Raw genomic sequence first — 22,739 nt, forward strand, 5'->3', positions numbered from 1 at the left:
AGGTGTCGGTGGCGAGCGGCAAGCTGAGCAAGGTCACGGTGACGGACCAGGCCGGCAAGGAGGTGGCCGGGGCGATATCCGCGGACGGTGCCAGCTGGGTGCCCTCGGCGAACCTGTCGGTCGCCTCGCAGTACAGGGTCACCGCCCGGGCCACCGACGCCAACGGCGTCGCCACCCAGGCGGACAGCACCTTCGGCACCCTGACTCCCGAGAAGGAGGCGGGCCCGTACGACAACATCGACAACGACGGCAAGTACGGCGTCGCGATGATCGTCTCGCTCAACTTCAGGAAGCCGGTGAAGGACCGGGCGGCGGTCGAGAAGGGCGTCAGCTTCGAGACCTCGGACGGCACCGTGGTGAAGGGCCACTGGTTCGGCAGCCAGCGGGTGGACTTCCGCCCGGAGAGGTTCTGGAAGTCGGGCACCAAGGTGACCGTGCACTACCGGCTGAAGAGCGTCGAGGTCTCGCCCGACGTCTACGGCGGGGTGGACAGCGACCAGACCTTCACCATCGGCCGCGACCAGCGCACCACGGTCGACGCCCGCAAGGACACCATGACCGTGGTCCGGGACGGCGAGACCGTCGACACGGTGCCGATCACCGCGGGCAAGTCGGGCTTCGACTCCTGGAACGGCACCATGGTGATCTCGGAGAAGGCCGAGCGCACCCGGATGAGCTCACAGGGCGTCAGCGGCGTCTCGGCGGCCGAGTCCTACGACCTCTCCGACGTCCCGCACGCGCTGCGGCTCACCGACTCCGGCACGTACGTGCACGGCAACTCCTGGGCGATCGGCGCGATGGGCTCCTACAACGCGAGCCACGGCTGCATCGGGGTCGCGGACGCCCGGTACGGGAGCGACGGCTCGGACGCCGGAAAGTACTTCAACTCCTCTCTGGTGGGAGACCCGGTCACCGTGGTCAACTCCAAGGGTGCCGAGGTGGCCCCGGACAACGGCCTCAGCGGCTGGAACACGGACTGGCAGAACTGGTAACCGGCCACGGCCGGTACGAACTCGTAGGGGAGGACGGGGACATGAGGCTGGTACCCGGAAGGGTGGCCGCGACGGCGCTGGTGTTGACGACCGCGGTCGGCGGTGTGGCGGTCGGCGGCGGGAGTGCGTTCGCGGCCCAGCCGGCGGCGGCCGCGCAGCAGAGCGCGGGCCCGTACGACAACGTCGAGAGCGGCAGCACCTACGGCGTGGCGATGATCGTCTCGCTCAACTTCAGGAAGGCGGTGCAGAACAGGGCGGCCGTCGACAAGGCCATCAGCTTCTCCACCTCCGACGGCAGCAAGGTCAAGGGCCACTGGTTCGGCAGCAACCGGGTGGACTTCCGCCCGGAGAAGTTCTGGAAGCCGGGCACCAAGGTGACCGTGCACTACCGGCTGAAGGACGTCCAGGTCTCGCCCGGGGTCTACGGCGGGGTGGACAGCGACCAGACCTTCACCATCGGCCGCGACCAGCGCACCACGGTCGACGCCGCCAAGGACACCATGACCACCGTCCGCAGCGGCAAGAAGGTCAGCAGCTACCCGATCACCGCGGGCAAGACGGGCTTCGACTCCTGGAACGGGGTCATGGTGATCTCGGAGAAGGACGAGCACGTCGAGATGAAGTCCGCGGACGGGGCTCCCAAGGGCGAGCAGTACGACCTGAAGGACGTCCCGCACGCGCTGCGGCTCACCGACTCCGGCACGTACGTCCACGGCAACTACTGGGCCGTCGACAAGATGGGCCACAGCAACGTCAGCCACGGCTGCATCGGTGTGGCGGACGTCGAGCACGGGAGCGACAGCTCGAACGCCGGCAGGTTCTTCAACTCCTCGCTGGTCGGCGACCCGGTCACGGTGGTCAACTCCAAGGGTGCCAAGGTGGCTCCGGACAACGGCCTGAGCGGCTGGAACACGAGCTGGAGCAAGTGGTAGAGCTCCGCGGAGCCCTGCGGCACCCGGGTTAGCCCAACCCGACTTGCACCTGGCATATGCCAAATGAATAGTGATCGTTTCGTCATTGTCCGTACGCGGCCGCTTGCATTCCGCAATGATTGGCGCATGGCGGGATGGGGCGAAGCGGAATGGGCATCACATCCGGGTGCCGGCCTGGCTGCTGATGACCAGTCGGGCAGCCGGTCCTCGATCCTGGAGACACTGGAGCTGCTCACTCCCCAGCAGGTCGAACGGGAGTGCTTCGGCCGGCTCTGCGAGCAGGTCGGGGTCGAGGAGGAGGTCTGTCTGCCCTCCCGGCCGGAGCTGGTCCGGGTGGTCAGGCGGATCGTCCTCAAGGTGCTGCAGGACTGGCAGTTGCCGCAGTTGCTGGAGGTCGGCGAGCTGCTCGCCGGTGAGCTGATGGCCAACGCGGTCCGGCACACCGGCGGGCGGAAGGTCGGCCTCCGGCTCACCCGGCGGCCGGGCTGGCTGCGGGTGGAGGTACGCGACTCCTCGCGGGCGCTGCCCTGCCTGATCCTGGCCGAGCCGGGCAACGAGAACGGCTACGGGATGAAGCTGGTGGACGCGCTCTCCGAGCGCTGGGGCGCGGATCTGCTGCCGCGCGGCAAGGGCGTCTGGTTCGAGCTCAAGGTCCGCGAGCGCACGGCCTGACCCCCGGAAGACGATGCGGGGCCCCCGTCCCACGTGTGCGTGGTCGTCGGGGGCCCCTGCATGGTCACCGTGCCGGCCAAGGGGGTGCGTGCCGCACGGTGGTGACGGCCGAACCGGGTCAGATGGAAGGCCGTGGGTGTCGACGGACGCACTGCGTCCGGACATGTCCGACTATTGCATGGTCTCAGTATGTAAGCAAATTCGATTGGAAGGTTTGTAGCCTATTTTACCTTTGGTATACGCATAAATTCACGCCATGGCCTGTGAATATTCACGTGATCAGGTCCGGGTCGTCGCCGAGGTGAAATCGCGCAACCCCTCCCGGAACGCCTCGCCACCGGACGGGCCGAGCAGGGCTTGCTGGACCAGCAGGCCCTGCAGGATGCCGATGACGGTCCTGGCCAGGGCCTCGGCGGCCGCCTCGGCGATCAGCTCGTCCTGGCCGGCGAAGTAGCTGTAGACGGCGCCGGTCGACAGGCCGATGTCGGCGGCGACGTCCTGCATCGAGGCCGTGCGGAAGCCCTTGGCCAGGAAGCAGCGACGGGCGCCGTCGAGGATCTGGCGGCGGCGGCCGTCGTGGTGTTCTTGAGATACGCGGGTCACCGCGCTCCTCCCTCACTGTGGTTGGACCGCCGGCCGGCTCCTCGGTGAGGAGGGGCCCCGCGTGCGGCCGAGTGCCGCTCGCCGCAGCAAGGACAGCATCATCGTCAACGGGGTCAACTACTTCAGCCATGAGCTGGAGGCGCTGCTGGAGGACCTCGACGGGATCGAGAAGTCGTACGTGGCGGCGTTCCCCACCCGGCCCGAGGGCAGCGACGCCGAGCACCTGGTGGTCGCCGTCGCCGCCACCGCGGCGGCGACGGACGAGGCCGAGCTGCACCGCCTGATGATCGCGGTGCGCAACAGCGTCGTCATGCACTGGGGATTCCGCCCTTCCCTGCTGCTGCCGCTGCCGAAGGAGGCGTTCCCGAAGACCAGCCTGGGCAAGATCCAGCGCTCGCTGATGCGCACCCGGCTGGAGGCCGGCGCCTACGCTCCGCAGCAGGCGGCGGTCGACGAGCTGGTGACCCGTCAACTCGGCGGCCACGTGGCACCCGAGGGCGAGGTCGAGACCGTGCTGGCGGGCATCTACGCCGAGCTGTTCGACGTGGCGCCGGAGACGGTCAGTGCCACCGCGAGCTTCTTCGACCTGGGCGGCACCTCACTGGACATCCTGCGCCTGAAGCGGCTCGTCGGCGTCCGGCTCGGCGCCGACGACCTGCCGGTGTTGGCGATCCTCACCGCGCCGAGCGTCCGTGCCCTGGCCGGGCGGCTGCAGGCGGCCGGCCAGCCGGGCGGGGCCGCGTACGACCCGATCGTGCCGCTCCAGACCAGCGGGGACAAGACGCCGCTACTCTGTGTCCATCCCGGGGTCGGCGAGGTTCCCGTCTTCGTCAACCTGGCCGAGTACTTCGTCCACGAGCGCCCCTTCTACGCCCTGCGGGCCCGCGGGTTCAACCCCGGGGAGAAGCCGTTCGAGAGCTTCGCGGAGATGGCCCGCAGCTATGCCGACGCGATCCGTGCCAAGCAGCCGCACGGCCCGTACGCGCTCGCCGACTACTCCTTCGGTGCGGCGGTCGCCTTCGAGATCGCCAAGCTGCTGGAGGCGGAGGGCGAGCGGGTCGACTTCCTGGGCAGTTTCAATCTGCCGCCGCACATCAAGTACCGCATGGACGAGCTCGACTACATCGAGACCGCCGTCAACCTCGCCATGTTCCTGGAGCTGATATCGAAGCAGCAGGCGAAGGAACTGCCTGCCGAGCTGCGCCCGCTGGGCAGGGACGAGCAGCTCGCGCACCTGATCCGGCTGGCGCCGCCGGAGCGCCTGGCCGAACTCGACCTCGACCTGCCGAGGTTCGCCGCCTGGGCCGACCTCGCCGACGGGCTGACCGGTCTCGGCCGGACGTACCAGCCGACCGGCAGCGTGCGGTCGATGAGCGTCTTCTACGCGATCCCGCTGCGCGGCACCAAGCAGGACCGGCTGGAGCGGGAGCTGCGGCGGTGGGACGACTTCAGCTCCGAGCCCAACCGGTTCCTCGACGTCCCCGGCGAGCACTACACGCTGATGGGGCCCAAGCACTCCTGGAGCACGTGAGCTGAACCGCACCGGCCGACCCGGTCGGCGAAGTCCCTGGTGGGGCCCTCTCGACGGAGGCCTCACCAGGGCTTGGCCGGTGCCGTGCCCCGGGTCGGCCGGCCGGGGCCCGTGCGGGTGCGGCGGTCAGGGGCGCCGGAGGACGGCGGGGTCGTTGCCGAGATCCTCCAGCAGGGCGTCCAGCTTGGCACGGTCGACCGACGACATCAGGAAGACGTGCACATAGCTGCGCCGGGTGGTCTCGTCGCCCGGGACCAGCAGCACGTCCTGAGAGGACAGCGACCACTTCGCCACCAGCTCGGGGCTGGGCTTGCGGAACCGGACCGTGATGGCGCCCGGGGTCCGGGCCGGCCACAGCTCGATGTCCTTCTCCCGCTCCAGGAAGCGGAGTTGCTGCTCCAGGTAGGCGGCCAACTCCTGGGCTCTGCGGATCCGGTCCACCTGGTCCCGGTAGGAGTGCCGGGACAGGTGGTCCCAGAGCACCAGCGGCGAGAAACCGTTGCGCGACCCGGCGAACGTGGTGTCGGGTGCGCCGATGTAGTCCGGCTGGGAGGGCGGTGAGATCTGGTACTTGACCTTCGTCATGTAGATGCCGCACGGCCACGGTGCGCCGGGCCACTTGTGGCCGCTCATGGCGATCGAGGAGACCATGTCGAGGTCGCCGAACTCCCGGGTGGGCAGCGTGATGCCGAAGTCGAACTCCGGAACGCGGGTGTCGGGGGTCCAGCCGAACCCCGCCGGATCCGCGTCGGCCATCCGCATGAAGGGCGCATACCCGGCGCCGAGGGCGCCGTCCACGTGGATCCAGAAGCGCCGGCGCAGGTCGACCAGCGGCTCGCCGGTGACCGGGTCCTTGCCGTACACCACCTCGCCCTGGACCAGCCCGTGCTTCTCGAAGATCGGCAGCAGGCGCTCGCAGACCTGCCGGACGTCGTCGTGGGCGCCCTTGAAGGTGCTGCCGAGGTTGAGGCTGACGAAGATCGGGTGCCCCTTCGCGGCGAAGAACTCCACCAGCACCGCCAGGGCGTCGATGTCGATCTCGCCGGTGCCGTCCCAGGAGTGACCCGAGGGACCGCTGCGGGAGGGCACCTCGGCGGGCCATTCGCGCGGCTCCGCGGTGGGCCCGGCCAGCGGGCACTCGTCCGGGTACTGCTCCGTGCCCACGGCGTGGAAGGTCTCGACGCCCAGCACGTGGACCGCCTTGGCGAACGAGTAGTGGGTGTCCTCCGAGTAGAACGCCACCGGACGGTAGGCGTTGGGGTTGCTCGGCTCGGACGGGGCCTGGACGTACCGCAGGGCGCCGGACGGACCGGTCGGCGGCTGGATCAGCGCCTTGCCGCTCAGGTAGTCCCTGGCGTTCCAGAGCGCGTACATGTTGCCCTCGGTCGAGCCCATGGACAGCACGTACCCCCAGTACGACTGGGGGTCGTCCGCGTTGTACGGCCCCTTGGCGTGCCACAGCGCGGCGTAGTAGTCGAGCACCGCGCGCTCGACGACCTTGGTGTTCGGCTTGTAGCCGCCGCTCTGGAACGGGTCACCGAGGTTGTTGATGTTGTGCTGCATGAACCGGCCGAGGTCGAAGGCGCTGCCGCCCATCTCCTGGGTGGCCTGGTAGCCGAGCAGGTAGCGGCGCTTGCCCGTCAGGTACTCGTCCATCGTGTCGAGGGCGCGCAGGCGCTGCTCGTCGTCCAGCCCGCCGGCCGGGAGCTCGAAGTCGCAGACGTCCGGCTCGGCCGGGCCCTGCGGTACGCACAGGCCGGGCCCGTCCAGGGGCGGTATCAGGACGTCCGGCCGCGCGAGCTCGTCGTGGCCGATGTGAACGGTCAGGGTGTCGGTTCGGCTCATGGCACAGCACTCCCGGGTCGCTGGGTCGGAGGACCCGCCGGGCACGTCCGGTGGGTTGGCGATGGCCGATCCGATCAGCAGCCAGGATGGAACATGTGACAGCTGGAATGGAAGCAATCCGCAGAACATTCGGAATCACCGGGAAAACTCTTGCGGATCATCGGCATGAGCAGGGACCCTGGGTGTCGTGCCGAATATTCCGCAAGCCCGACAGGCGCCCCTCGACGACGTGGACCGGGCGATCCTGCGCATCCTCGCCGACAACGCCCGCACGCCGAACAACGCGCTCGCGGACGCGGTGGGCATCGCCCCCTCGACCTGTCTGGCCCGGGTGCGCGCCCTGCGCGAGCGCGGGGTCATCCGCGCGTTCCGGGCCGAAATCGCCCCCGCCGCAATCGGGTTGCCGCTCCAGGCGATGATCTCGGTCCGGCTCCGGGCCCACACCCGTGAACAGAACGAGAGCTTCCGCGCCACGGCCCCCGACATGCCCGGCGTCGTGGCGGTGTTCCACATGGCCGGATCCGACGACTACCTGCTCCACGTCGCCCTCGCCCACCCCGACGCCCTGCGCGACTTCGTGGTGGACCACCTCACCACCCATCCGGCAGTGGCACAGACCCGGACCAACCTGATCTTCGAACAGATCGCCGGCCGCCGACACCTGACCCCGAGCCCCTGATCACAGGAACAGCGCGATCCTGCCCGTACCGAGTGCCTGCTCCCGCGGGCGAATCGAGACTGTGCCGCGGTCGGCCGGTCGGGCTGCCCCGCCGCTCGGCTGAAAGCCGGAAATCCCCGGTCAGCGCTCTGCTGACCGGGGATTCGGCGGGTGTTTCGCAGGGGCCGTCAGGGCACGGCCGGGGTTGCTAGCACTCGATGACGTTGACCGCGAGGCCGCCGCGGGAGGTCTCCTTGTACTTGATCTTCATGTCGGCGCCGGTCTCCTTCATGGTCTTGATCGCCTTGTCCAGGGAGACGTGGTGGCGGCCGTCGCCGCGCAGGGCCATCCGGGCGGCCGTGACGGCCTTGACCGAGGCCATGCCGTTGCGCTCGATGCACGGGATCTGCACCAGGCCGCCGACCGGGTCGCAGGTCAGGCCCAGGTTGTGCTCGATGCCGATCTCGGCGGCGTTCTCCACCTGCTCGGGGGTGCCGCCGAGGACCTCGGCCAGGCCGCCGGCCGCCATCGAGCAGGCCGAGCCGACCTCGCCCTGGCAGCCGACCTCGGCGCCGGAGATCGAGGCGTTCTCCTTGAAGAGCATGCCGATCGCACCTGCGGCGAGCAGGAAGCGCACGATGCCGTCGTCGTCGGCGCCCGGGATGAAGTTCAGGAAGTAGTGCAGTACGGCCGGGATGATGCCCGCCGCGCCGTTGGTCGGGGCGGTGACCACCCGCTGGCCCGACGCGTTCTCCTCGTTCACCGCCATCGCGTAGAGGGTGACCCACTCCATCGCGTTCGCCGGGCCGATGCCCTCGGCGCGCAGCGCCCGGGCCCCCGCGGCGGCGCGCCGCCGCACCTTCAGCCCGCCCGGCAGGATCCCCTCGCGGGACATGCCGGCGGAGACGCACTCCTGCATGACGTGCCAGATCTCCAGCAGCCCGGTCCGGATCTCGGCCTCGCTGCGCCAGGCCTTCTCGTTCTCCAGCATCAGGCCGGAGATGGACAGGCCGGTCTCCCGGGTCAGGCGCAGCAGCTCCTCGCCGGTGCGGAAGGGGTAGCGCAGCACGGTGTCGTCGGGCTTGACCCGGTCCGCGCCGATCGCGTCCTCGTCCACCACGAAGCCGCCGCCGACCGAGTAGTACGTCTTCTCCAGCACCGGCACCCCGGCGGAGTCGTACGCGGCCAGGGTCATCCCGTTGGCGTGGTACGGCAGCGAGCGGCGGCGGTGCAGGATCAGCTGGCTGTCCGGGTCGAAGGCGATCTCGTGGTCGCCGAGCAGCCGCAGGCGCTTCTCGGTCTTTATCCGCTCCACGTCGAGGTCGGCCTGGTCGACGTCGACGGTGCGGGGCGAGTTGCCCTCCAGGCCGAGCAGGACGGCCTTGGGGGTGCCGTGGCCGTGGCCGGTGGCGCCGAGCGAGCCGAAGAGCTCGGCGCGGACGGCGGTGGTCCGGGCCAGCTGCCCTTCCGACTTCAGCCGGCGCGCGAACATCCGGGCCGCCCGCATCGGGCCGACCGTGTGCGAGCTGGACGGCCCGATGCCGATGGAGAAGAGGTCGAAGACGCTGATGGCCACGGGGGACGTCCTTGTCTGGGCTTGTGGAAGGACTTGCAGGCGGAACATGGCAGGGGCACCGCGCCCACTGTCCAGTGTGCGCGGTGCCTCGGAATTCCAGGCGACGCGGCGGGGTGAGGCCGGTCACCCGGAGGGGAACTCCGGAGGGGGGACTACAGCTCCGGGTAGAGCGGGTACTTCACGGCCAGCGCGGTGACGCGGGCCTTGAGCGCGGTGGCCTTCTCGTCGTCGAAGGCGGGCAGCAGCGCCTCGGCGATGATGTCGGCGACCTCGCGGAAGTCCTCGGCCGTGAAGCCGCGGGTGGCCAGCGCCGGGGTGCCGATCCGCAGGCCGGAGGTGACCATCGGCGGGCGCGGGTCGTTCGGGACGGCGTTGCGGTTGACCGTGATGCCCACCTCGTGCAGCCGGTCCTCGGCCTGCTGGCCGTCCAGCTCGCTGTTGCGCAGGTCGACCAGGACCAGGTGGACGTCGGTGCCGCCGGAGAGCACCGAGACCCCGGCGTCCACGGTGTCCTGCTGGAGCAGGCGCTCCGCGAGGATCTTGGCGCCCTCCAGGGTGCGCTGCTGGCGCTCCTTGAACTCCTCCGACGCGGCGACCTTGAAGGCCACGGCCTTGGCGGCGATCACGTGCTCCAGCGGGCCGCCCTGCTGGCCGGGGAAGACCGCGGAGTTGATCTTCTTGGCCCAGGCGGCCTTGGAGAGGATCACACCGCCGCGCGGGCCGCCCAGGGTCTTGTGGGTGGTGGTGGTGACCACGTCCGCGTACGGGACCGGGGACGGGTGCAGGCCGGCGGCGACCAGACCGGCGAAGTGCGCCATGTCGACCATCAGCAGCGCGCCGACCTCGTCCGCGATGCGGCGGAACTCGGCGAAGTCCAGCTGGCGCGGGTAGGCGGACCAGCCGGCGATGATCAGCTTCGGCTGGTGCTCCTTGGCCAGGCGCTCGACCTCGGCCATGTCGACCAGGCCGGTCTTCTCGTCCACGTGGTACGCGGCCACGTTGTAGAGCTTGCCGGAGAAGTTGATCTTCATGCCGTGGGTCAGGTGGCCACCGTGGGCCAGGCTCAGGCCCAGGATGGTGTCGCCCGGCTGGATCAGCGCGAACATCGCGGCGGCGTTGGCCTGCGCGCCGGAGTGCGGCTGGACGTTGGCGTGCTCGGCGCCGAACAGCTCCTTGATCCGGTCGATGGCGATCTGCTCGACCACGTCGACGTGCTCGCAGCCGCCGTAGTAGCGCTTGCCGGGGTAGCCCTCGGCGTACTTGTTGGTCAGCACCGAGCCCTGGGCCTCCATGACCGCCACCGGGGCGAAGTTCTCGGAGGCGATCATTTCGAGGGTGGTCTGCTGGCGGTGCAGCTCGGCGTCGACCGCGGCGGCGATCTCGGGGTCGAGCGCGTGCAGGGACTGGTTCAGAACCGTCATGGAGATGGGTCTTCCTGTGGGGCGGGGCAGGGGACCAGGAGGAGAGGGGCGGCCGCCGCGCTGCGGCCGCCCCTGCGTCAGTGGATCAGGCGCCGATGAAGGCGTCGTAACCGGCGGCGTCGAGCAGCTCGACGGTGTCGGTGACGCGGAGCTTGTAGAGCCAGGCACCCGTGAAGGGCTCGCTGTTGACCAGGGCCGGGTCGTCGATGACGGCCTGGTTGATCTCCACGATCTCGCCGGAGGCCGGGGTGAACAGGTCGCTGACCGACTTGGTGGACTCCAGCTCGCCGACCGACTCGCCCGCGGTCACGGTGGTGCCGACCTCGGGGAGCTGGACGTACACGATGTCACCGAGGGCGGTGGCGGCGTGCTCGGTGATGCCGACCGTGGACACGCCGTCCTCGGCGGCGGTCAGCCACTCGTGCTCCTTGCTGTACTGCAGGTGCGTGGGGTTGCTCATGGCGTCATTCTCCAGGATCGCAAGAGGGTAGGGCGAAGCCGTCCGCTGAACGGACCGGACAGGCGGGGATGGTGAGACGGGCGGCCGGCGGGAGGGTCAGCGGGCGCGCTTGTAGAAGGGCAGCGCGACGACCTCGACCGGCTCGTGCCTGCCGCGGACGTCCACGGCAACCGCGGTACCGGGCACGGCGTTTGCCGCGTCCACGTACGCGATGGCGATCGGCTTGCCCAGCGTGGGGGAGGGGGCGCCGGAGGTGATCCGCCCGATCACGGTGCCCTCGGCGTCGACCACGGCGTACTCGGCGCGCGGCACCCGCCGGCCCTCGGAGACCAGGCCGACCAGCTTGCGCGGCGGGTTGGTCTCGGCCTCGGCGGCGGCCTGCTCCAGCGCCTTGCGGCCGACGAACTGCCCGTCGTTGCTGGTCTTGTCGAAGCGGACCACCCGGCCGAGCCCGGCGTCGAAGGGGGTCAGCTCGGTGGAGAGCTCGTGCCCGTACAGCGGCATGCCGGCCTCCAGGCGCAGGGTGTCCCGGCAGGACAGGCCGCACGGGAGAAGGCCCTTGTCGGCACCGGCCGCGCTGAGCGCGGTCCACAGGTGCTCGGCGTCGGCGGGGGCGCAGAAGACCTCGAAGCCGTCCTCGCCGGTGTAGCCGGTGCGGGCCAGCCAGACCTGGCGGTCCGCCACGGTGGCGGGCAGCAGCGCGTAGTACTTGAGGCCGGGCAGGTCGGCGTCGGTGAGCGAGGCCAGGATGCCGTTCGCCTCCGGGCCCTGGACGGCGAGCAGCGCGTAGGCGTCCCGGTCGTCGCGGACCACGGCGTCGAAGGAGGCCGCGCGCTCGGTCAGCGCGTCCAGCACCACCTGGGCGTTGGAGGCGTTGGCGACCACCAGGTACTCGTCCTCCGCGGTGCGGTAGACGATCAGGTCGTCCAGGATCCCGCCGTCCTCGCGGCAGATCATGGTGTAGCGGGCGCGCAGCACGCCGAGCGCGGAGATGAAGCCGACCAGCGCGTGGTCCAGCAGCTCACCGGCCTGCGGGCCGGAGACGGTGATCTCGCCCATGTGCGAGAGGTCGAAGAGACCGGCCTTGGTGCGGACCGCGACGTGCTCCTCGCGCTCGCTGCCGTAGCGCAGCGGCATGTCCCAGCCGGCGAAGTCGGTCATGGTCGCACCGAGGGAGCGGTGCAGGGCGTCGAGCGCGGTGTGACGGAGGGACACGGCGGAACTCCTTGGCTGGGCACTCAGGGGCACCCGTACTGTGTACGGGCACACGGGGGTGGAGTCTCCCCGTCTGTCGTCACAACCTGAGAGCTTCACCGCTAACCAAGGATGGCGGCTTGCACCGTGGGTGGGCGCACGGCGCGGCCGTGTCCACTTTCCAGATGTGCCTCGCCCATGCGGTAGGGGTGCCTGAGAGATTCCGGGGAGGACTTGCTCCTTCGGCGCCGGCCCGTGCCCGCCAGGGGCACTCCGGACTCTCCCGCGCGGGTTCGAACGGCCTGTATGAAGTTGGGCGCTGTGTATGAGCGCGCTCATCATGGCATGCCCGGCCGCCTCGCGGGGAGAGGGGTCGGACATCTCCTCCGCAGGCGGTGGCCGTTCACCCTTGTGCGTCGGGGCGCTCGGTGCCCGGCCCGGGTCCCGCTACCCTTCTCGGAGCGGCGGAGACCGGGCCGACCTGGTCAGGTCGGGGGCCGGTCAGGTTGGAGGGGCAGGGGCGGATGAGCTACCCGGCGGGCGAGACGCAGGCATGGGCCGGGCCCGGTGCGGCCCCGACGGGCGGCGGCTGGCCCGCCAACGAGCTGGAGCAGGTGCTCACCGCCGCGCTCGGCGACCCCGGCGCGACCGCCAGAGTGGTCGAGGTGCTGGCGCGCAGCCAGGTGTGGATCCCGCTGCCGGCCGGCGCCGACCCGCAGGGCTCCTCGCTGGACCTGCCGACCATCGAACTGGCCGGTGCGCCCTACGTTCCGGTGTTCTCCTCGCAAGAGCTGTTCCTCCAGCACGCCCCCGGGATGCCGTTCGCGATCGCCCCGGTCTGGGAGTTCGCCCGAGGACTGCCGCTGGGCATCGGGATCGCGGTCAACCCCGAGGCGCCGGTGGGCATCCCGATCCCGCCCGAGGGGGTAGCCGAGCTCCGCCGCGGACCGCAGGGCGAGCGCTGGCAGGGCCAGCCGGACGGGGCCAAGGTCGCGCTGCGCGAACCCGAGCCGTACGAGGAGCCGTACGCCTTCCTGGCCGCCGCCGCCGCCGAACTTGCGGCGCTGCCCGGCGTGTTGACGGCCCGCCGGGCCTGCGCCTCGGTGGAGGGGGACGCCCCGGTGCTCTTCGTCGGGGTGCAGTTCGACCCCGCCTGGCCGACCGATCCGGCCCAGGCGAACGAGGCCCTCGGGCGCGCACTGGGAACCACCCCGCTGCCCTTCGGCGTCCACCTGGTGCTGCTCGACCTGGTCGCCGACCCGGTGGTGGAGTGGCTGCTCACCCGGGTGCAGCCGTTCTACGTCCGGGGGTGACCGGCCGGTAGGGGACGGCGGTATGACGGCTGTCGGCCCCGACCCATAGGCTGCTGCCCGGCAGCGGCGTACGGTCGGGAGAGCGTGCCGCGGCCCGGAAGAGGCCGCGGGTGACGGCGGCGGACAAGGACGGAGAGGGCTCGACGTGAGCGAGCAGCGCATCGGGGCCTCCCCCAGCCTGGCGGCTGGGAGGTGCCCCCACCCCAGCCTGAGGCCGGCGGAGGCTGGGAGGTGCCCCCACCCCGGCCTGAGGCCGGCGGAAGCTGGGCGGTGCCCCCAGGTCGGGGCGCGGTGGGTGCGCGCATCCGTCGTGCCCGGAGCGCTCATTCGACGGGTCCGGCCGGAGGCAGGGGTATGAACGGCGGAGCGGCAGGCGGCGTTCCGGGCTGGGGCCCGCCCCCGGCCGCACGTCCCGCAGCCGACCCGGGAGCCATCGAACGCGCCCTGCGCGAGGTCGCACCGGAGCGCTGGGAGGCGTACGAGGGCCTGCTGCGCGCCCTCGCGGACGGCCAGGTCTGGATGCTGCTCTGGCACGGCACCCCCGGCAGCCCCGACGCCCAGTACGGGAACATGGACATCGGCGGCCACGGCTACGCCCCCGCCGTCACCTCCCCCGAGCAGCTGGCCGCCAGCGGCTGGGCCCGCGCCCACGAGGTGATCTCCGGGCAGGAGATCGCCCACGCGCTGCACCGCGCCCGCTGGGGCCTGTGGCTCAACCCGCATGTGCCGGGCGGCGGGGTCGGCGTCCCCTGGGCCGACCTGCGCCGGATCGCGGCCGGTCTGGACCGGCTGCCCGCCGGGCCGCTCCAGCTGGGCGAACCCCAGGTGCAGGCGCCGCAGTTCTACGCCGTGCTGGAGCAGCAGGCCGCCGAGGTGCGCCCACTGCGCTCGCTGCGCCGGGCCTGGGTGCGTCCGGCCCTCGGTGAGCCGTACCTGGCCATCGGTCTGGACCTCTACGACACCTCGCCGCCGGCCGTCGAGGCCGCCCGGGCGCTGGTGCAGCGGGCGGCCACCCACGCGCCCGAGGGCCTGGCGGTCTCCACCGTGCTGATGGCCGACGAGTACGACCCGGTCGCGATGTGGCTGCGGGCCTGCGCCCGGCCGTTCTTCGACCGCGACCAGCCGGGCTGGCAGTCGTACCCGACCCGCTAGCCGGGGACCGTACCAGGGCTGGCGGGTGATCACTGACGGTATGTCAGTTCGGGTACGGCCCAGTGTCCTTTCCGCCGGATGTTTCGTCCAGGTGAAGATCCTTATGCGGGAAGATCCACGATGCATGCCCGCAGATCACAGCTTGGCATCCTTCGGTTGGCAGGGCTGGCGCAAGCCTGTCCGAATGACGGAGAGTCTGCGCAAGTAATCACGGCGCCTGCCCCACAAGGGCAACACCGCGCCGACTGCCCGACCCCGCGCGCTGTGCACGCTGCGCGGCAGCACTTCGGCACCTCCTGCTCCGAGCGCAACTCCCGTACCACCCTGCACCGTTCGCGCTTCCACCGCGTGCCCCACTTCTCGACTTCTCGCGCGGTGTTCCAAGTGCACCCCCGAACATTTCTTCACTGCCGCACCGGGCACCACCGCACCGACGCACCGCACCACACCGCATATGTCGCGACAACCGGACCGTCCTCGGCCCGGGCCCCGACCGGGTCCGGTCACTCCGTGTGCGGCCAGGACCGTGGGCCGGCCACCGTCGGCGAGGGGAACGAACTGACACATGAGCACACCCACCGAGACCACCGGGTCCGCCTCTGAGGCCGCACCCGCCGAGGCCCCGTCGAAGCGGATCGAGGGCCGTTCACCAGGCCGGATCGCCTGGAGTCGACTGAAACGCGACAAGATCGCCATGGCCGGCGGCGTCGTGGTGATCCTGCTGATCCTGGCGGCGATCTTCGCGCCGGTGCTGACCTCGCTGTTCGGGCATCCGACAGACCAGCCGCATCCGGACCAGATCAACGCGGACACCGGCCTTCCGAAGAACCCCCTCGGCGGCATCAGCGGCGGCTATCTGCTCGGCGTCGACCCGGTCTTCGGCCGTGACGTCTTCAGCCGCATCGTCTACGGTGCGCAGATCTCGCTCACCGTGGCCTTCCTGTCCGCCGCCGTGTCGGTGGTGATCGGCGTGCTGATGGGCATCGCCGCCGGCTACTTCGGCGGCTGGGTGGACGCGGTGATCAGCCGGGTGATGGACGTCCTGCTGGCCTTCCCCCAGCTGCTGTTCAGCATCGCGCTGGTCTCCGTGATGCCCAACTCGCTGCTCGGACTGACCGGTACGGGCGTCCGGATGGCCATCCTGGTCCTGGTCATCGGCTTCTTCGGCTGGCCGTACATCGGACGCATCGTCCGAGGCCAGGCCATGTCGATGCGCGAGCGAGAGTTCGTGGACGCGGCCCGCAGCCTCGGTGCGGGCAGTGGTCACATCCTGCTGCGCGAGCTGCTCCCGAACCTGGTGGCGCCGATCCTGGTCTACGCGACCCTGATCATCCCCACCAACATCCTGAGCGAGGCGGCACTCAGCTTCCTCGGCGCCGGTGTCAAGCCGCCGACGCCTTCCTGGGGTCAGATGCTCTCCGACGCGACCAAGATCTACCAGGTCGATCCCACCTACATGGTGGTCCCCGGTCTGGCGATCTTCATCACCGTGCTCGCCTTCAACCTCTTCGGTGACGGTCTGCGCGACGCGCTCGACCCCAAGGGCAACTGAGCCCGCGCACCACCCAACTCCCTGGGCCGGCCGCCCACTTCCGGCCCCACCCGACTCGGGTGCCCACAGCCCCCGGCGGACCGCTCAGGCCCGCGCATCTTCAGGAGGATCCCGTACCAATGAAGCGAAACCGGACGCTCGCAGCCGCCTCCTTGGTGGCGACACTGGCCCTCACCGTCTCCGCCTGCGGCGGTACGAAGGGTGGCGGCGGCACTGATGGCGCCAGCGGCAGCGGCGGGGGCTTCAACGCCGCCGTGGACAAGGTGCTCAACGCCTCCGACAAGAAGGGCGGCACCCTCAACCTCTGGACCAGCACCGACGCCGACTCCTGGGACCCGGGCCGCGCGTACTACGCCTCGGTCTGGAACATGGAGCGCTTCTACACCCGCACCCTGCTGTCCTACGACGCCAAGCCGGGCAAGGACGGCCTGAAGCTGGTGCCGGACCTGGCCGCCGCGCAGCCCGAGATCGCCGCCGACGGCAAGACCTACACCTTCAAGCTGAAGAGCGGCCTGAAGTTCGAGGACGGCTCCCCGATCACTTCGAAGGACATCAAGTACGGCATCGAGCGGCCCTTCGCGGCCGACGTGGTCGCGGGTGGCCCGGCCTACCTGGTCAACGACCTCGACCAGGGCCAGAACTACAAGGGCCCCTACACCGACAGCGACCCCAACAAGCTGGGCCTGAAGTCGGTCGAGACGCCGGACGACTCCACCATCGTCTTCCACCTGGCCAAGCCGGACTCCTCGTTCCCGTACCTGCTCGCGATGGGCCCCGCCGCGCCCGTCCCGCAGAAGCTGGACACCGGTGCCAAGTACGGTGACCACCCGGTCTCCTCGGGCCCGTACAAGTTCAAGTCGATCGAGCCCGGCAAGGGCGTCGAGCTGGTCCGCAACGAGAACTGGGACCCGACCAGCGACCCGTTCCGCAAGGCGCTGCCGGACGTGGTCAAGCTGACCGTCACCACCAACTCGGACGACATGGACTCCCGTCTGCTCGACGGCACCGCGGACATCGACTACTCCCAGACCGGTCTCTCCCAGGCCGCCCAGGCCAAGGTCCTCGCCGACTCCAAGCTGAAGGCCAACACGGACGACCCGTTCACCGGCTTCATCCGCTTCATCTCGATCGTCCCGAAGGTCGCGCCCTTCGACAACATCCACTGCCGCAAGGCCGTGATGTACGCCGCCGACGCCACCGCGCTGCAGACCGCCCGTGGCGGTTCCTACGCCGGTTCGATCAGCGGCAACATGCTGCCGCCCAACATCGCGGGCTATGACAACTACGACCCGTACGGCCTGACCCAGGGCAAGCCGCAGCTCGACAAGGCCAAGGCGGAGCTGCAGGCATGCGGCAAGCCGGACGGCTTCACCACCACCATCGCGGTCCGCGGCAACAAGGACAAGGAGGTCAACACCGCCGTTGCCCTGCAGACCGCGCTGAAGGCCATCAACGTCACCGTCAACGTGGACCAGTACGACGGCAAGCTGTACCAGTCCGTGATCGGCGCGCCCGACGTGGTCCACCAGAAGGGCTACGGCCTGATCGTGATGGGCTGGGGCGCCGACTTCCCGAACGGCGCCGGCTTCCTGCAGCCGCAGGCCGACGGCCGGTTCATCACCAAGACGGGCAACGCCAACTACCCGGAGACCGACGACCCGGAGATCAACGCCTGGTTCGACCAGGCGGCGGGCGAGCAGGACCAGGCCAAGGCGGCCGAGATCTACAAGCAGATCAACCACAAGATCACGGACAACGCGACCTGGCTGCCGATCGTCGACGACAAGGCGCTGAACTACCGCAACCCGCGCCTGACCAACGTCTACTTCAACGACGCCCTCCAGGAAGTGGACTTCCAGGCCCTCGGCGTCTCCGACGGCAAGTGATCCGCTCCGCGTCCGTAGTTCGCTCCGCTAGTCCGAAGGGCAGGTGAAGGCTCCGTCCGGGCCGGCCGGCACCCCTACCGGGGTCCGCCGGCCGGCCCCGGGCGGCGCCGACCGCAGTGCTCGTGTATCTCATCCGACGGCTGATCAACGTCGTCGTCATGCTGCTGGTGGTCTCTGCGGTCACCTTCGGCATCTTCTTCATGGTGCCCAAGCTCACCGGCAGCGACCCCGCGCTGCTCTACGTCGGCAAGATCGCCGACAAGGCGGCGGTCGAGGGTATCCGCCACAAGATGGGCCTCGACAAGTCGATCACCGAGCAGTACGTCCTGTTCGTGAAGGGCCTGGTGGTCGGGCGCGACTACAGCACCGGGGTGGATGTCACCCACTGCTCGGCGCCGTGCTTCGGGTACTCCTTCAAGACCGAGCGGGAGGTCTGGCCGGTGCTGCTCGACCGGCTGGGCGTCACCGCCTCGCTCGCCGCCGGTGCCTCCGTGATCTGGCTGCTCTTCGGCACCGCCACCGGTGTGGTTTCCGCCCTGCGCCGCCGCACCCTGCTGGACCGGATCACCATGACCACCGCGCTCGCCGGTGTCTCGCTGCCGATCTACTTCACCGGCATGCTGGCCAGCGCGATCTTCGTCTACCAGCTCGGCTGGTTCCCGCACGACTACGTCAATCTCACCGACGACCCGGTCGCCTGGTTCCAGAACCTGGTCCTGCCCTGGATCACCCTCGCCTTCCTGTACGCGGCGACCTACGCCCGGCTCACCAGGGCCACCCTGCTGGAGGTGCTCGGCGAGGACTACATCCGTACCGCCCGGGCCAAGGGCCTCAACGAGCGGAGGGTGATCGGCAAGCACGCCCTGCGCTCCACCCTCACCCCGATCCTCACCGTCTTCGGTATGGACCTCGGCGCCCTGATCGGCGGCGCGGTGCTCACCGAGTCCACCTTCAACTTCCGTGGTCTGGGCTACGAGGCGGTCGCGGCGATCAGCTCCAGCGACCTGCCGGTGATCATGGGTGTGACGCTCTTCGCCGGCTTCTTCATCATCATTGCCAACCTGCTGGTTGACGTTCTGTACGCCGTTGTCGATCCTCGGGTGAGGCTGGCATGAGCAAGACCGAGAAGGCCCCCACCCCTGCCTCCGAACGGGCCTCCGGGGACAAGCCCTTCCTCTCCGTCCGTGACCTGCGGGTGCACTTCCCCACCGACGACGGCCTGGTGAGGTCCGTCGACGGCCTGACCTTCGACCTGGAGAAGGGCAGGACGCTCGGCATCGTGGGCGAGTCCGGCTCCGGGAAGTCCGTCACCTCGCTGTCGATCATGGGTCTGCACCGCACCGGCACCAAGCGCGGTGCCCCCCGGATCAGCGGCGAAGTCTGGCTGGACGGTGAGGAGTTGGTAGGCGCCGACCCCGACCGGGTCCGGCGGCTGCGCGGCCAGAAGATGGCCATGGTCTTCCAGGACCCGCTGACCGCGATGCACCCGTACTACACGGTCGGTGCCCAGATCATCGAGGGCTACCGGGCGCACCACCCGGGCGTCGGCAAGAAGGACGCCCGCAAGCGCGCCGTCGAGATGCTCGACCGGGTGGGAATCCCCCAGCCGGACAAGCGGGTTGACGCCTACCCGCACGAGTTCTCCGGCGGGATGCGCCAGCGCGCGATGATCGCCATGGCGCTGGTCAACGACCCCTCGCTGCTGATCGCCGACGAGCCGACCACCGCCCTGGACGTCACCGTGCAGGCGCAGATCCTCGACCTGATCCGGGACCTGCAACGGGAGTTCGGCTCCGCCGTCATCATCATCACCCACGACCTCGGCGTGGTCGCCGAGCTGGCCGACGACATCCTGGTGATGTACGGCGGCAAGTCGGTCGAGCGGGGACCTGCCGCGACCCTCTTCGAGGCGCCCGAGCACCCCTACACCTGGGGCCTGCTCGGCTCGATGCCCCGGCTCGACCGGGAGCTCCAGGACCGGCTGGTCCCGGTCAAGGGCACCCCGCCCAGCCTGATCAACGTGCCGTCCGGCTGCGCCTTCCATCCGCGCTGCCCGTACGCGGAGCTGACCGGTGACCGGTCCACGACCGAGGTGCCGGTGCTGACCGAGGCCGCGCCCAAGCACCACGCCGCCTGCCACCTGCCGATCGCCGAGCGGCACCGGATCTTCGCCGAAGAGATCGCGCCCCGGCTGTGAGCCCGCACCACCCCTCAGGAGAAACCGCTATGACGGACAGTCAGACGGTGACGGTCCCCGAGCCCGCGCCGGCCTCCGATCGCGAGCCGCTGCTCAGGGTGACCGGCCTCACCAAGCACTTCCCGATCACCAAGGGCTTGCTGCGGCGCCAGAGCGGCGCGGTGCGTGCCGTGGACGGGATCGACTTCACCGTGAACGCCGGGGAGACCCTCGGCGTGGTCGGCGAGTCCGGCTGCGGCAAGTCCACCATGGGCCGGCTGGTCACCAGGCTCGCCGAACCGACCGGCGGGACCGTCGAGTTCGAGGGCAGGGACATCACCCACCTCGGGGTGGGCGCGATGCGGCCGCTGCGCCGCGACATCCAGATGATCTTCCAGGACCCGTACTCCTCGCTGAACCCCCGGCACACCGTCGGAACCATCGTCGGCGCGCCGTTCCGGCTCCAGAAGGTGCAGACCGAGCACGGGACCAAGCGGGCCGTCCAGGACCTGCTGGAACTCTGCGGGCTGAGCCCCGAGCACTACAACCGCTACCCGCACGAGTTCTCCGGCGGCCAGCGCCAGCGGATCGGCATCGCCCGCGCGCTCGCGCTCAAGCCCAAGATGATCGTCGCGGACGAGCCGGTCTCCGCACTGGACGTCTCGATCCAGGCGCAGGTGGTCAACCTGCTGGACGACCTCCAGCAGGAGCTGGGCCTGACCTACCTGATCATCGCGCACGACCTCTCGGTGGTCCGGCACGTCTCGGACCGGGTCGCGGTGATGTACCTGGGCAAGATCGTCGAGATCGCCGACCGCGACTCGCTGTACCGGGCTCCGATGCACCCGTACACCAAGGCCCTGATGTCGGCCGTCCCGGTGCCGGACCCCCGCCGCAAGGAACGCCGCGAGCGCATCCTGCTGACCGGCGACGTCCCCTCGCCGATCAACCCGCCCAGCGGCTGCCGCTTCCGCACCCGCTGCTGGAAGGCCCAGGACGTCTGCGCGAGCGAGGAGCCGCCGCTGGTGGCGGCGGTGGCGGGGCACCAGGTGGCCTGCCATTTTCCTGAGAACCAGCAGAGCCCTGAGAACCAGCAGAGCCCGGAGAACCAGCAGAGCCCGGAGAACCAGCAGAGCCCCGAGAGCCGGCAGAGCCCCGAGAACCCGGCGGTTTGACAGGGCACCCGGTGCGCCGCCCGCGGGCCGTGGGCGCCGCACCGGGCGCCCGGGGCACGCCGGGGTCGCGGCGCAGGTAAGAATTGACGGTGACCTCGCAGCTCTTCCCGCCCGACGTCCAGCAGGCGCTGGACCTGATCGGCATCTTCGTCTTCGCCCTGTCCGGCGGCCTGCTGGCCGTCCGCAAGAACATGGACATCTTCGGCATCTGTGTGCTCGCCGAGGCGACCGCACTCGGCGGCGGGGTGATGCGCGACCTGGTGATCGGGGCCACACCGGTGGTCGCGTTCACCAACCTCGGGTACTTCGTGACCCCGCTGGCGGCCGGCCTGGTGGTGTTCTTCCTGCACCCCGAGGTGGAGCGGATCAACCGCAGCGTGCAGACCCTGGACGCGCTCGGGCTCGGGCTGTTCTGCGTCACCGGTACCGCCAAGGCGCACGACTACGGACTCGGTTCGGTCGCCTCGGTGGCCCTGGGCATGCTCACCGCCGCCGGCGGCGGCGTGATCCGCGACGTACTGGCCAGCGAGATGCCCTCGCTGCTGCGCTGGGACCGGGAGATCTACGCCGTGCCCGCGCTGGTCGGCGCCGGGATGGTCGCCGTCCTGATCGGGATGGGCCGCCTGAGCACCCTCACCGCCTCGGCCGCCGCGCTGACCGCTTTCGTCCTGCGGATGTTCGCGCTCAAGTACGGCTGGCGCGCACCGCGGGCCTGGCACCGCAACGGTTCTCGCACCAGCGAGGAGTAGGCGAGCCGCCGTACGCCAGCGAGATCGCCTCGACCGTGCAGAGCAGTTCGGGCAGTAACCGGCTCAGTTCGCCGATCGGGGCCAGCCGGACGGGTGCCGAGATGGAACAGGCCGCGATCGCCCTGCCGTCCGTGCCGACGATCGGCGCGGCCAGGCAGTTGACCGCCTCCTGGTACTCGGCCCGGTCCACCGCCCACCCCTGGCGCCGGACGGAGGCGAGTTCGGTGCGGAACTCCTCGGCGGAGCGGATGCTGTGCCGGGTGCGGGCGGGGAAGTCCTGCTCGGCGAGGAAACCCGCCAGCTGATCCTCCGGCAGATCCGCCAGCAGCACCTTGCCGACCGCCGTCGCCACCGCGGGCACCCGGCGCCCGATCCGCCCGGCCGGGTCGGGCCAGGAGCCCGGGCGTTCGGGGTAGCGGCTCTCCACCTTGTCCAGGTAGAGCACCTCGCCCTCCTCCAGCACCGCCAGCTGCACGGTGTGCCCGTACCGCTCGTTGAGCGAGGCCAGGTACGGGGCCGCGACCTGGCGGACGTCGATACCGTCCAGGGCCTGCTGGGCCAGTGCGAAGAGCCGCCCGCCGAGCCGGTAGCGGTGGTCGGCCTGCCGGTGCACCAGGCCGTGTTCCTGCAGGGTGCGCAGCAGCCGCAGCGCCGTCGACTTGTGGACGCCGATCCGGGCCGCCGCCTGCTCCAGCGAGGCCGGGCCCTCCCCGAGCGAGGCAAGGATCGTCAGCGCCCGGTCCACTGTCTGCGACATACCGTCCACCCCTCCGTGCCCCAGCAGTGGGCAGGAGGCTAACGGCGCGTTGCAGGGCGTGCAATGGCCAAATCGTGACCCGTGCGCGGGCGTCG

Annotated in this window: 20 protein-coding genes and 1 riboswitch; of the genes, 13 read left to right on the forward strand and 7 right to left on the reverse strand. The window is 70.3% G+C overall.

Features of this window, described 5'->3' with window-relative positions; translation table 11 throughout:
• From UK12_RS12275 to UK12_RS12285, 3 genes are all read left to right on the forward strand, one after another.
• A partial coding sequence (locus tag UK12_RS12275) for a L,D-transpeptidase (protein ID WP_045302884.1) occupies window positions 1–992 on the forward strand: 992 nt, incomplete at its 5' end.
• Between the two features lie 41 nt (window positions 993–1,033).
• Entirely contained in the window at window positions 1,034–1,924 is an 891-nt protein-coding gene (locus tag UK12_RS12280; RefSeq protein WP_052681824.1) for a L,D-transpeptidase, read from the forward strand.
• Window positions 1,925–2,050: 126 nt separating this feature from the next.
• On the forward strand, window positions 2,051–2,596 hold the full coding sequence (locus UK12_RS12285) for an ATP-binding protein (RefSeq protein ID WP_082119545.1): 546 nt from the start codon (window positions 2,051–2,053) through the stop codon (window positions 2,594–2,596).
• Between the two features lie 279 nt (window positions 2,597–2,875).
• On the opposite strand, the gene UK12_RS12290 is transcribed toward UK12_RS12285, so the two are convergent.
• A complete protein-coding gene (locus UK12_RS12290) occupies window positions 2,876–3,199 on the reverse strand; it encodes a TetR/AcrR family transcriptional regulator (RefSeq protein ID WP_045302886.1) in 324 nt (107 codons plus the stop codon).
• A 61-nt stretch (window positions 3,200–3,260) separates the two neighbouring features.
• Here UK12_RS12290 and UK12_RS12295 point away from each other — a divergent pair, with 61 nt between their 5' ends.
• On the forward strand, window positions 3,261–4,730 hold the full coding sequence (locus UK12_RS12295; protein WP_197084787.1) for a non-ribosomal peptide synthetase: 1,470 nt from the start codon (window positions 3,261–3,263) through the stop codon (window positions 4,728–4,730).
• 126 nt (window positions 4,731–4,856) lie between these two features.
• On the opposite strand, the gene UK12_RS12300 is transcribed toward UK12_RS12295, so the two are convergent.
• The gene (locus UK12_RS12300; protein ID WP_052681825.1) at window positions 4,857–6,575 is read right to left on the reverse strand and encodes a hypothetical protein; all 1,719 of its coding nucleotides are present in this window, start codon (window positions 6,573–6,575) and stop codon (window positions 4,857–4,859) included.
• A gap of 187 nt (window positions 6,576–6,762) precedes the next feature.
• Here UK12_RS12300 and UK12_RS12305 point away from each other — a divergent pair, with 187 nt between their 5' ends.
• Window positions 6,763–7,254, forward strand: a complete 492-nt coding sequence (locus UK12_RS12305; protein ID WP_063838247.1) for an Lrp/AsnC family transcriptional regulator — start codon at window positions 6,763–6,765, stop codon at window positions 7,252–7,254.
• 187 nt (window positions 7,255–7,441) lie between these two features.
• Here UK12_RS12305 and UK12_RS12310 read toward each other — a convergent pair whose 3' ends face one another.
• The 4 genes from UK12_RS12310 to gcvT all read right to left on the reverse strand — a co-directional run bounded on the left by UK12_RS12310 (window position 7,442) and on the right by gcvT (window position 11,905).
• Window positions 7,442–8,809: an L-serine ammonia-lyase gene (locus UK12_RS12310; protein ID WP_045302890.1), complete on the reverse strand. Its 1,368-nt coding sequence runs from the start codon at window positions 8,807–8,809 to the stop codon at window positions 7,442–7,444.
• Window positions 8,810–8,961: 152 nt separating this feature from the next.
• The gene (gene glyA, locus UK12_RS12315) at window positions 8,962–10,230 is read right to left on the reverse strand and encodes a serine hydroxymethyltransferase (protein WP_045302893.1); all 1,269 of its coding nucleotides are present in this window, start codon (window positions 10,228–10,230) and stop codon (window positions 8,962–8,964) included.
• Window positions 10,231–10,315: 85 nt separating this feature from the next.
• The gene (gcvH, locus tag UK12_RS12320; protein WP_045302895.1) at window positions 10,316–10,690 is read right to left on the reverse strand and encodes a glycine cleavage system protein GcvH; all 375 of its coding nucleotides are present in this window, start codon (window positions 10,688–10,690) and stop codon (window positions 10,316–10,318) included.
• A gap of 96 nt (window positions 10,691–10,786) precedes the next feature.
• Window positions 10,787–11,905: a glycine cleavage system aminomethyltransferase GcvT gene (gcvT, locus tag UK12_RS12325; protein WP_156178683.1), complete on the reverse strand. Its 1,119-nt coding sequence runs from the start codon at window positions 11,903–11,905 to the stop codon at window positions 10,787–10,789.
• 170 nt (window positions 11,906–12,075) lie between these two features.
• Window positions 12,076–12,180, reverse strand: a riboswitch (glycine riboswitch).
• 228 nt (window positions 12,181–12,408) lie between these two features.
• Here gcvT and UK12_RS12330 point away from each other — a divergent pair.
• The 8 genes from UK12_RS12330 to UK12_RS12365 all read left to right on the forward strand — a co-directional run bounded on the left by UK12_RS12330 (window position 12,409) and on the right by UK12_RS12365 (window position 21,887).
• Window positions 12,409–13,197 carry an enhanced serine sensitivity protein SseB C-terminal domain-containing protein gene (locus UK12_RS12330; protein WP_045302897.1) on the forward strand — a complete coding sequence of 263 codons (789 nt, stop codon included), beginning with the start codon at window positions 12,409–12,411 and terminating at the stop codon, window positions 13,195–13,197.
• A 354-nt stretch (window positions 13,198–13,551) separates the two neighbouring features.
• The gene (locus UK12_RS12335; RefSeq protein WP_045302899.1) at window positions 13,552–14,349 is read left to right on the forward strand and encodes an enhanced serine sensitivity protein SseB C-terminal domain-containing protein; all 798 of its coding nucleotides are present in this window, start codon (window positions 13,552–13,554) and stop codon (window positions 14,347–14,349) included.
• 565 nt (window positions 14,350–14,914) lie between these two features.
• Window positions 14,915–15,901 carry an ABC transporter permease gene (locus UK12_RS12340; RefSeq protein ID WP_045302901.1) on the forward strand — a complete coding sequence of 329 codons (987 nt, stop codon included), beginning with the start codon at window positions 14,915–14,917 and terminating at the stop codon, window positions 15,899–15,901.
• A 119-nt stretch (window positions 15,902–16,020) separates the two neighbouring features.
• Window positions 16,021–17,787: an ABC transporter substrate-binding protein gene (locus UK12_RS12345; RefSeq protein WP_045302903.1), complete on the forward strand. Its 1,767-nt coding sequence runs from the start codon at window positions 16,021–16,023 to the stop codon at window positions 17,785–17,787.
• A 122-nt stretch (window positions 17,788–17,909) separates the two neighbouring features.
• Entirely contained in the window at window positions 17,910–18,902 is a 993-nt protein-coding gene (locus UK12_RS12350) for an ABC transporter permease (RefSeq protein WP_231591165.1), read from the forward strand.
• Window positions 18,899–19,984: an ABC transporter ATP-binding protein gene (locus tag UK12_RS12355; protein WP_045302907.1), complete on the forward strand. Its 1,086-nt coding sequence runs from the start codon at window positions 18,899–18,901 to the stop codon at window positions 19,982–19,984. The genes UK12_RS12350 and UK12_RS12355 overlap by 4 nt, the downstream gene beginning before the upstream one ends.
• Window positions 19,985–20,013: 29 nt before the next feature.
• The gene (locus tag UK12_RS12360; RefSeq protein ID WP_045302909.1) at window positions 20,014–21,138 is read left to right on the forward strand and encodes an ABC transporter ATP-binding protein; all 1,125 of its coding nucleotides are present in this window, start codon (window positions 20,014–20,016) and stop codon (window positions 21,136–21,138) included.
• 89 nt (window positions 21,139–21,227) lie between these two features.
• Entirely contained in the window at window positions 21,228–21,887 is a 660-nt protein-coding gene (locus tag UK12_RS12365; RefSeq protein WP_045302911.1) for a trimeric intracellular cation channel family protein, read from the forward strand.
• Here UK12_RS12365 and UK12_RS12370 read toward each other — a convergent pair.
• Window positions 21,823–22,644 carry an IclR family transcriptional regulator gene (locus UK12_RS12370; RefSeq protein WP_045302913.1) on the reverse strand — a complete coding sequence of 274 codons (822 nt, stop codon included), beginning with the start codon at window positions 22,642–22,644 and terminating at the stop codon, window positions 21,823–21,825. The two genes, UK12_RS12365 and UK12_RS12370, sit on opposite strands and share 65 nt — an antisense overlap.
• Between the last annotated feature and the right edge of the window lie 95 nt (window positions 22,645–22,739).

Source organism: Saccharothrix sp. ST-888 (assembly GCF_000955975.1).
GTDB lineage: Bacteria > Actinomycetota > Actinomycetes > Streptomycetales > Streptomycetaceae > Kitasatospora.

Coding starts and splice junctions, on each gene's coding strand:
- UK12_RS12280 (WP_052681824.1), top strand. CDS start 1,034: ATGAGGCTGGTACCCGGAAGGGTGGCCGCGACGGCGCTGGTGTTGACG.
- UK12_RS12285 (WP_082119545.1), top strand. CDS start 2,051: ATGGCGGGATGGGGCGAAGCGGAATGGGCATCACATCCGGGTGCCGGC.
- UK12_RS12300 (WP_052681825.1), bottom strand. CDS start 6,575: ATGAGCCGAACCGACACCCTGACCGTTCACATCGGCCACGACGAGCTC.
- glyA (WP_045302893.1), bottom strand. CDS start 10,230: ATGACGGTTCTGAACCAGTCCCTGCACGCGCTCGACCCCGAGATCGCC.
- gcvH (WP_045302895.1), bottom strand. CDS start 10,690: ATGAGCAACCCCACGCACCTGCAGTACAGCAAGGAGCACGAGTGGCTG.
- UK12_RS12330 (WP_045302897.1), top strand. CDS start 12,409: ATGAGCTACCCGGCGGGCGAGACGCAGGCATGGGCCGGGCCCGGTGCG.
- UK12_RS12335 (WP_045302899.1), top strand. CDS start 13,552: ATGAACGGCGGAGCGGCAGGCGGCGTTCCGGGCTGGGGCCCGCCCCCG.
- UK12_RS12340 (WP_045302901.1), top strand. CDS start 14,915: ATGAGCACACCCACCGAGACCACCGGGTCCGCCTCTGAGGCCGCACCC.
- UK12_RS12345 (WP_045302903.1), top strand. CDS start 16,021: ATGAAGCGAAACCGGACGCTCGCAGCCGCCTCCTTGGTGGCGACACTG.
- UK12_RS12355 (WP_045302907.1), top strand. CDS start 18,899: ATGAGCAAGACCGAGAAGGCCCCCACCCCTGCCTCCGAACGGGCCTCC.
- UK12_RS12360 (WP_045302909.1), top strand. CDS start 20,014: ATGACGGACAGTCAGACGGTGACGGTCCCCGAGCCCGCGCCGGCCTCC.
- UK12_RS12370 (WP_045302913.1), bottom strand. CDS start 22,644: ATGTCGCAGACAGTGGACCGGGCGCTGACGATCCTTGCCTCGCTCGGG.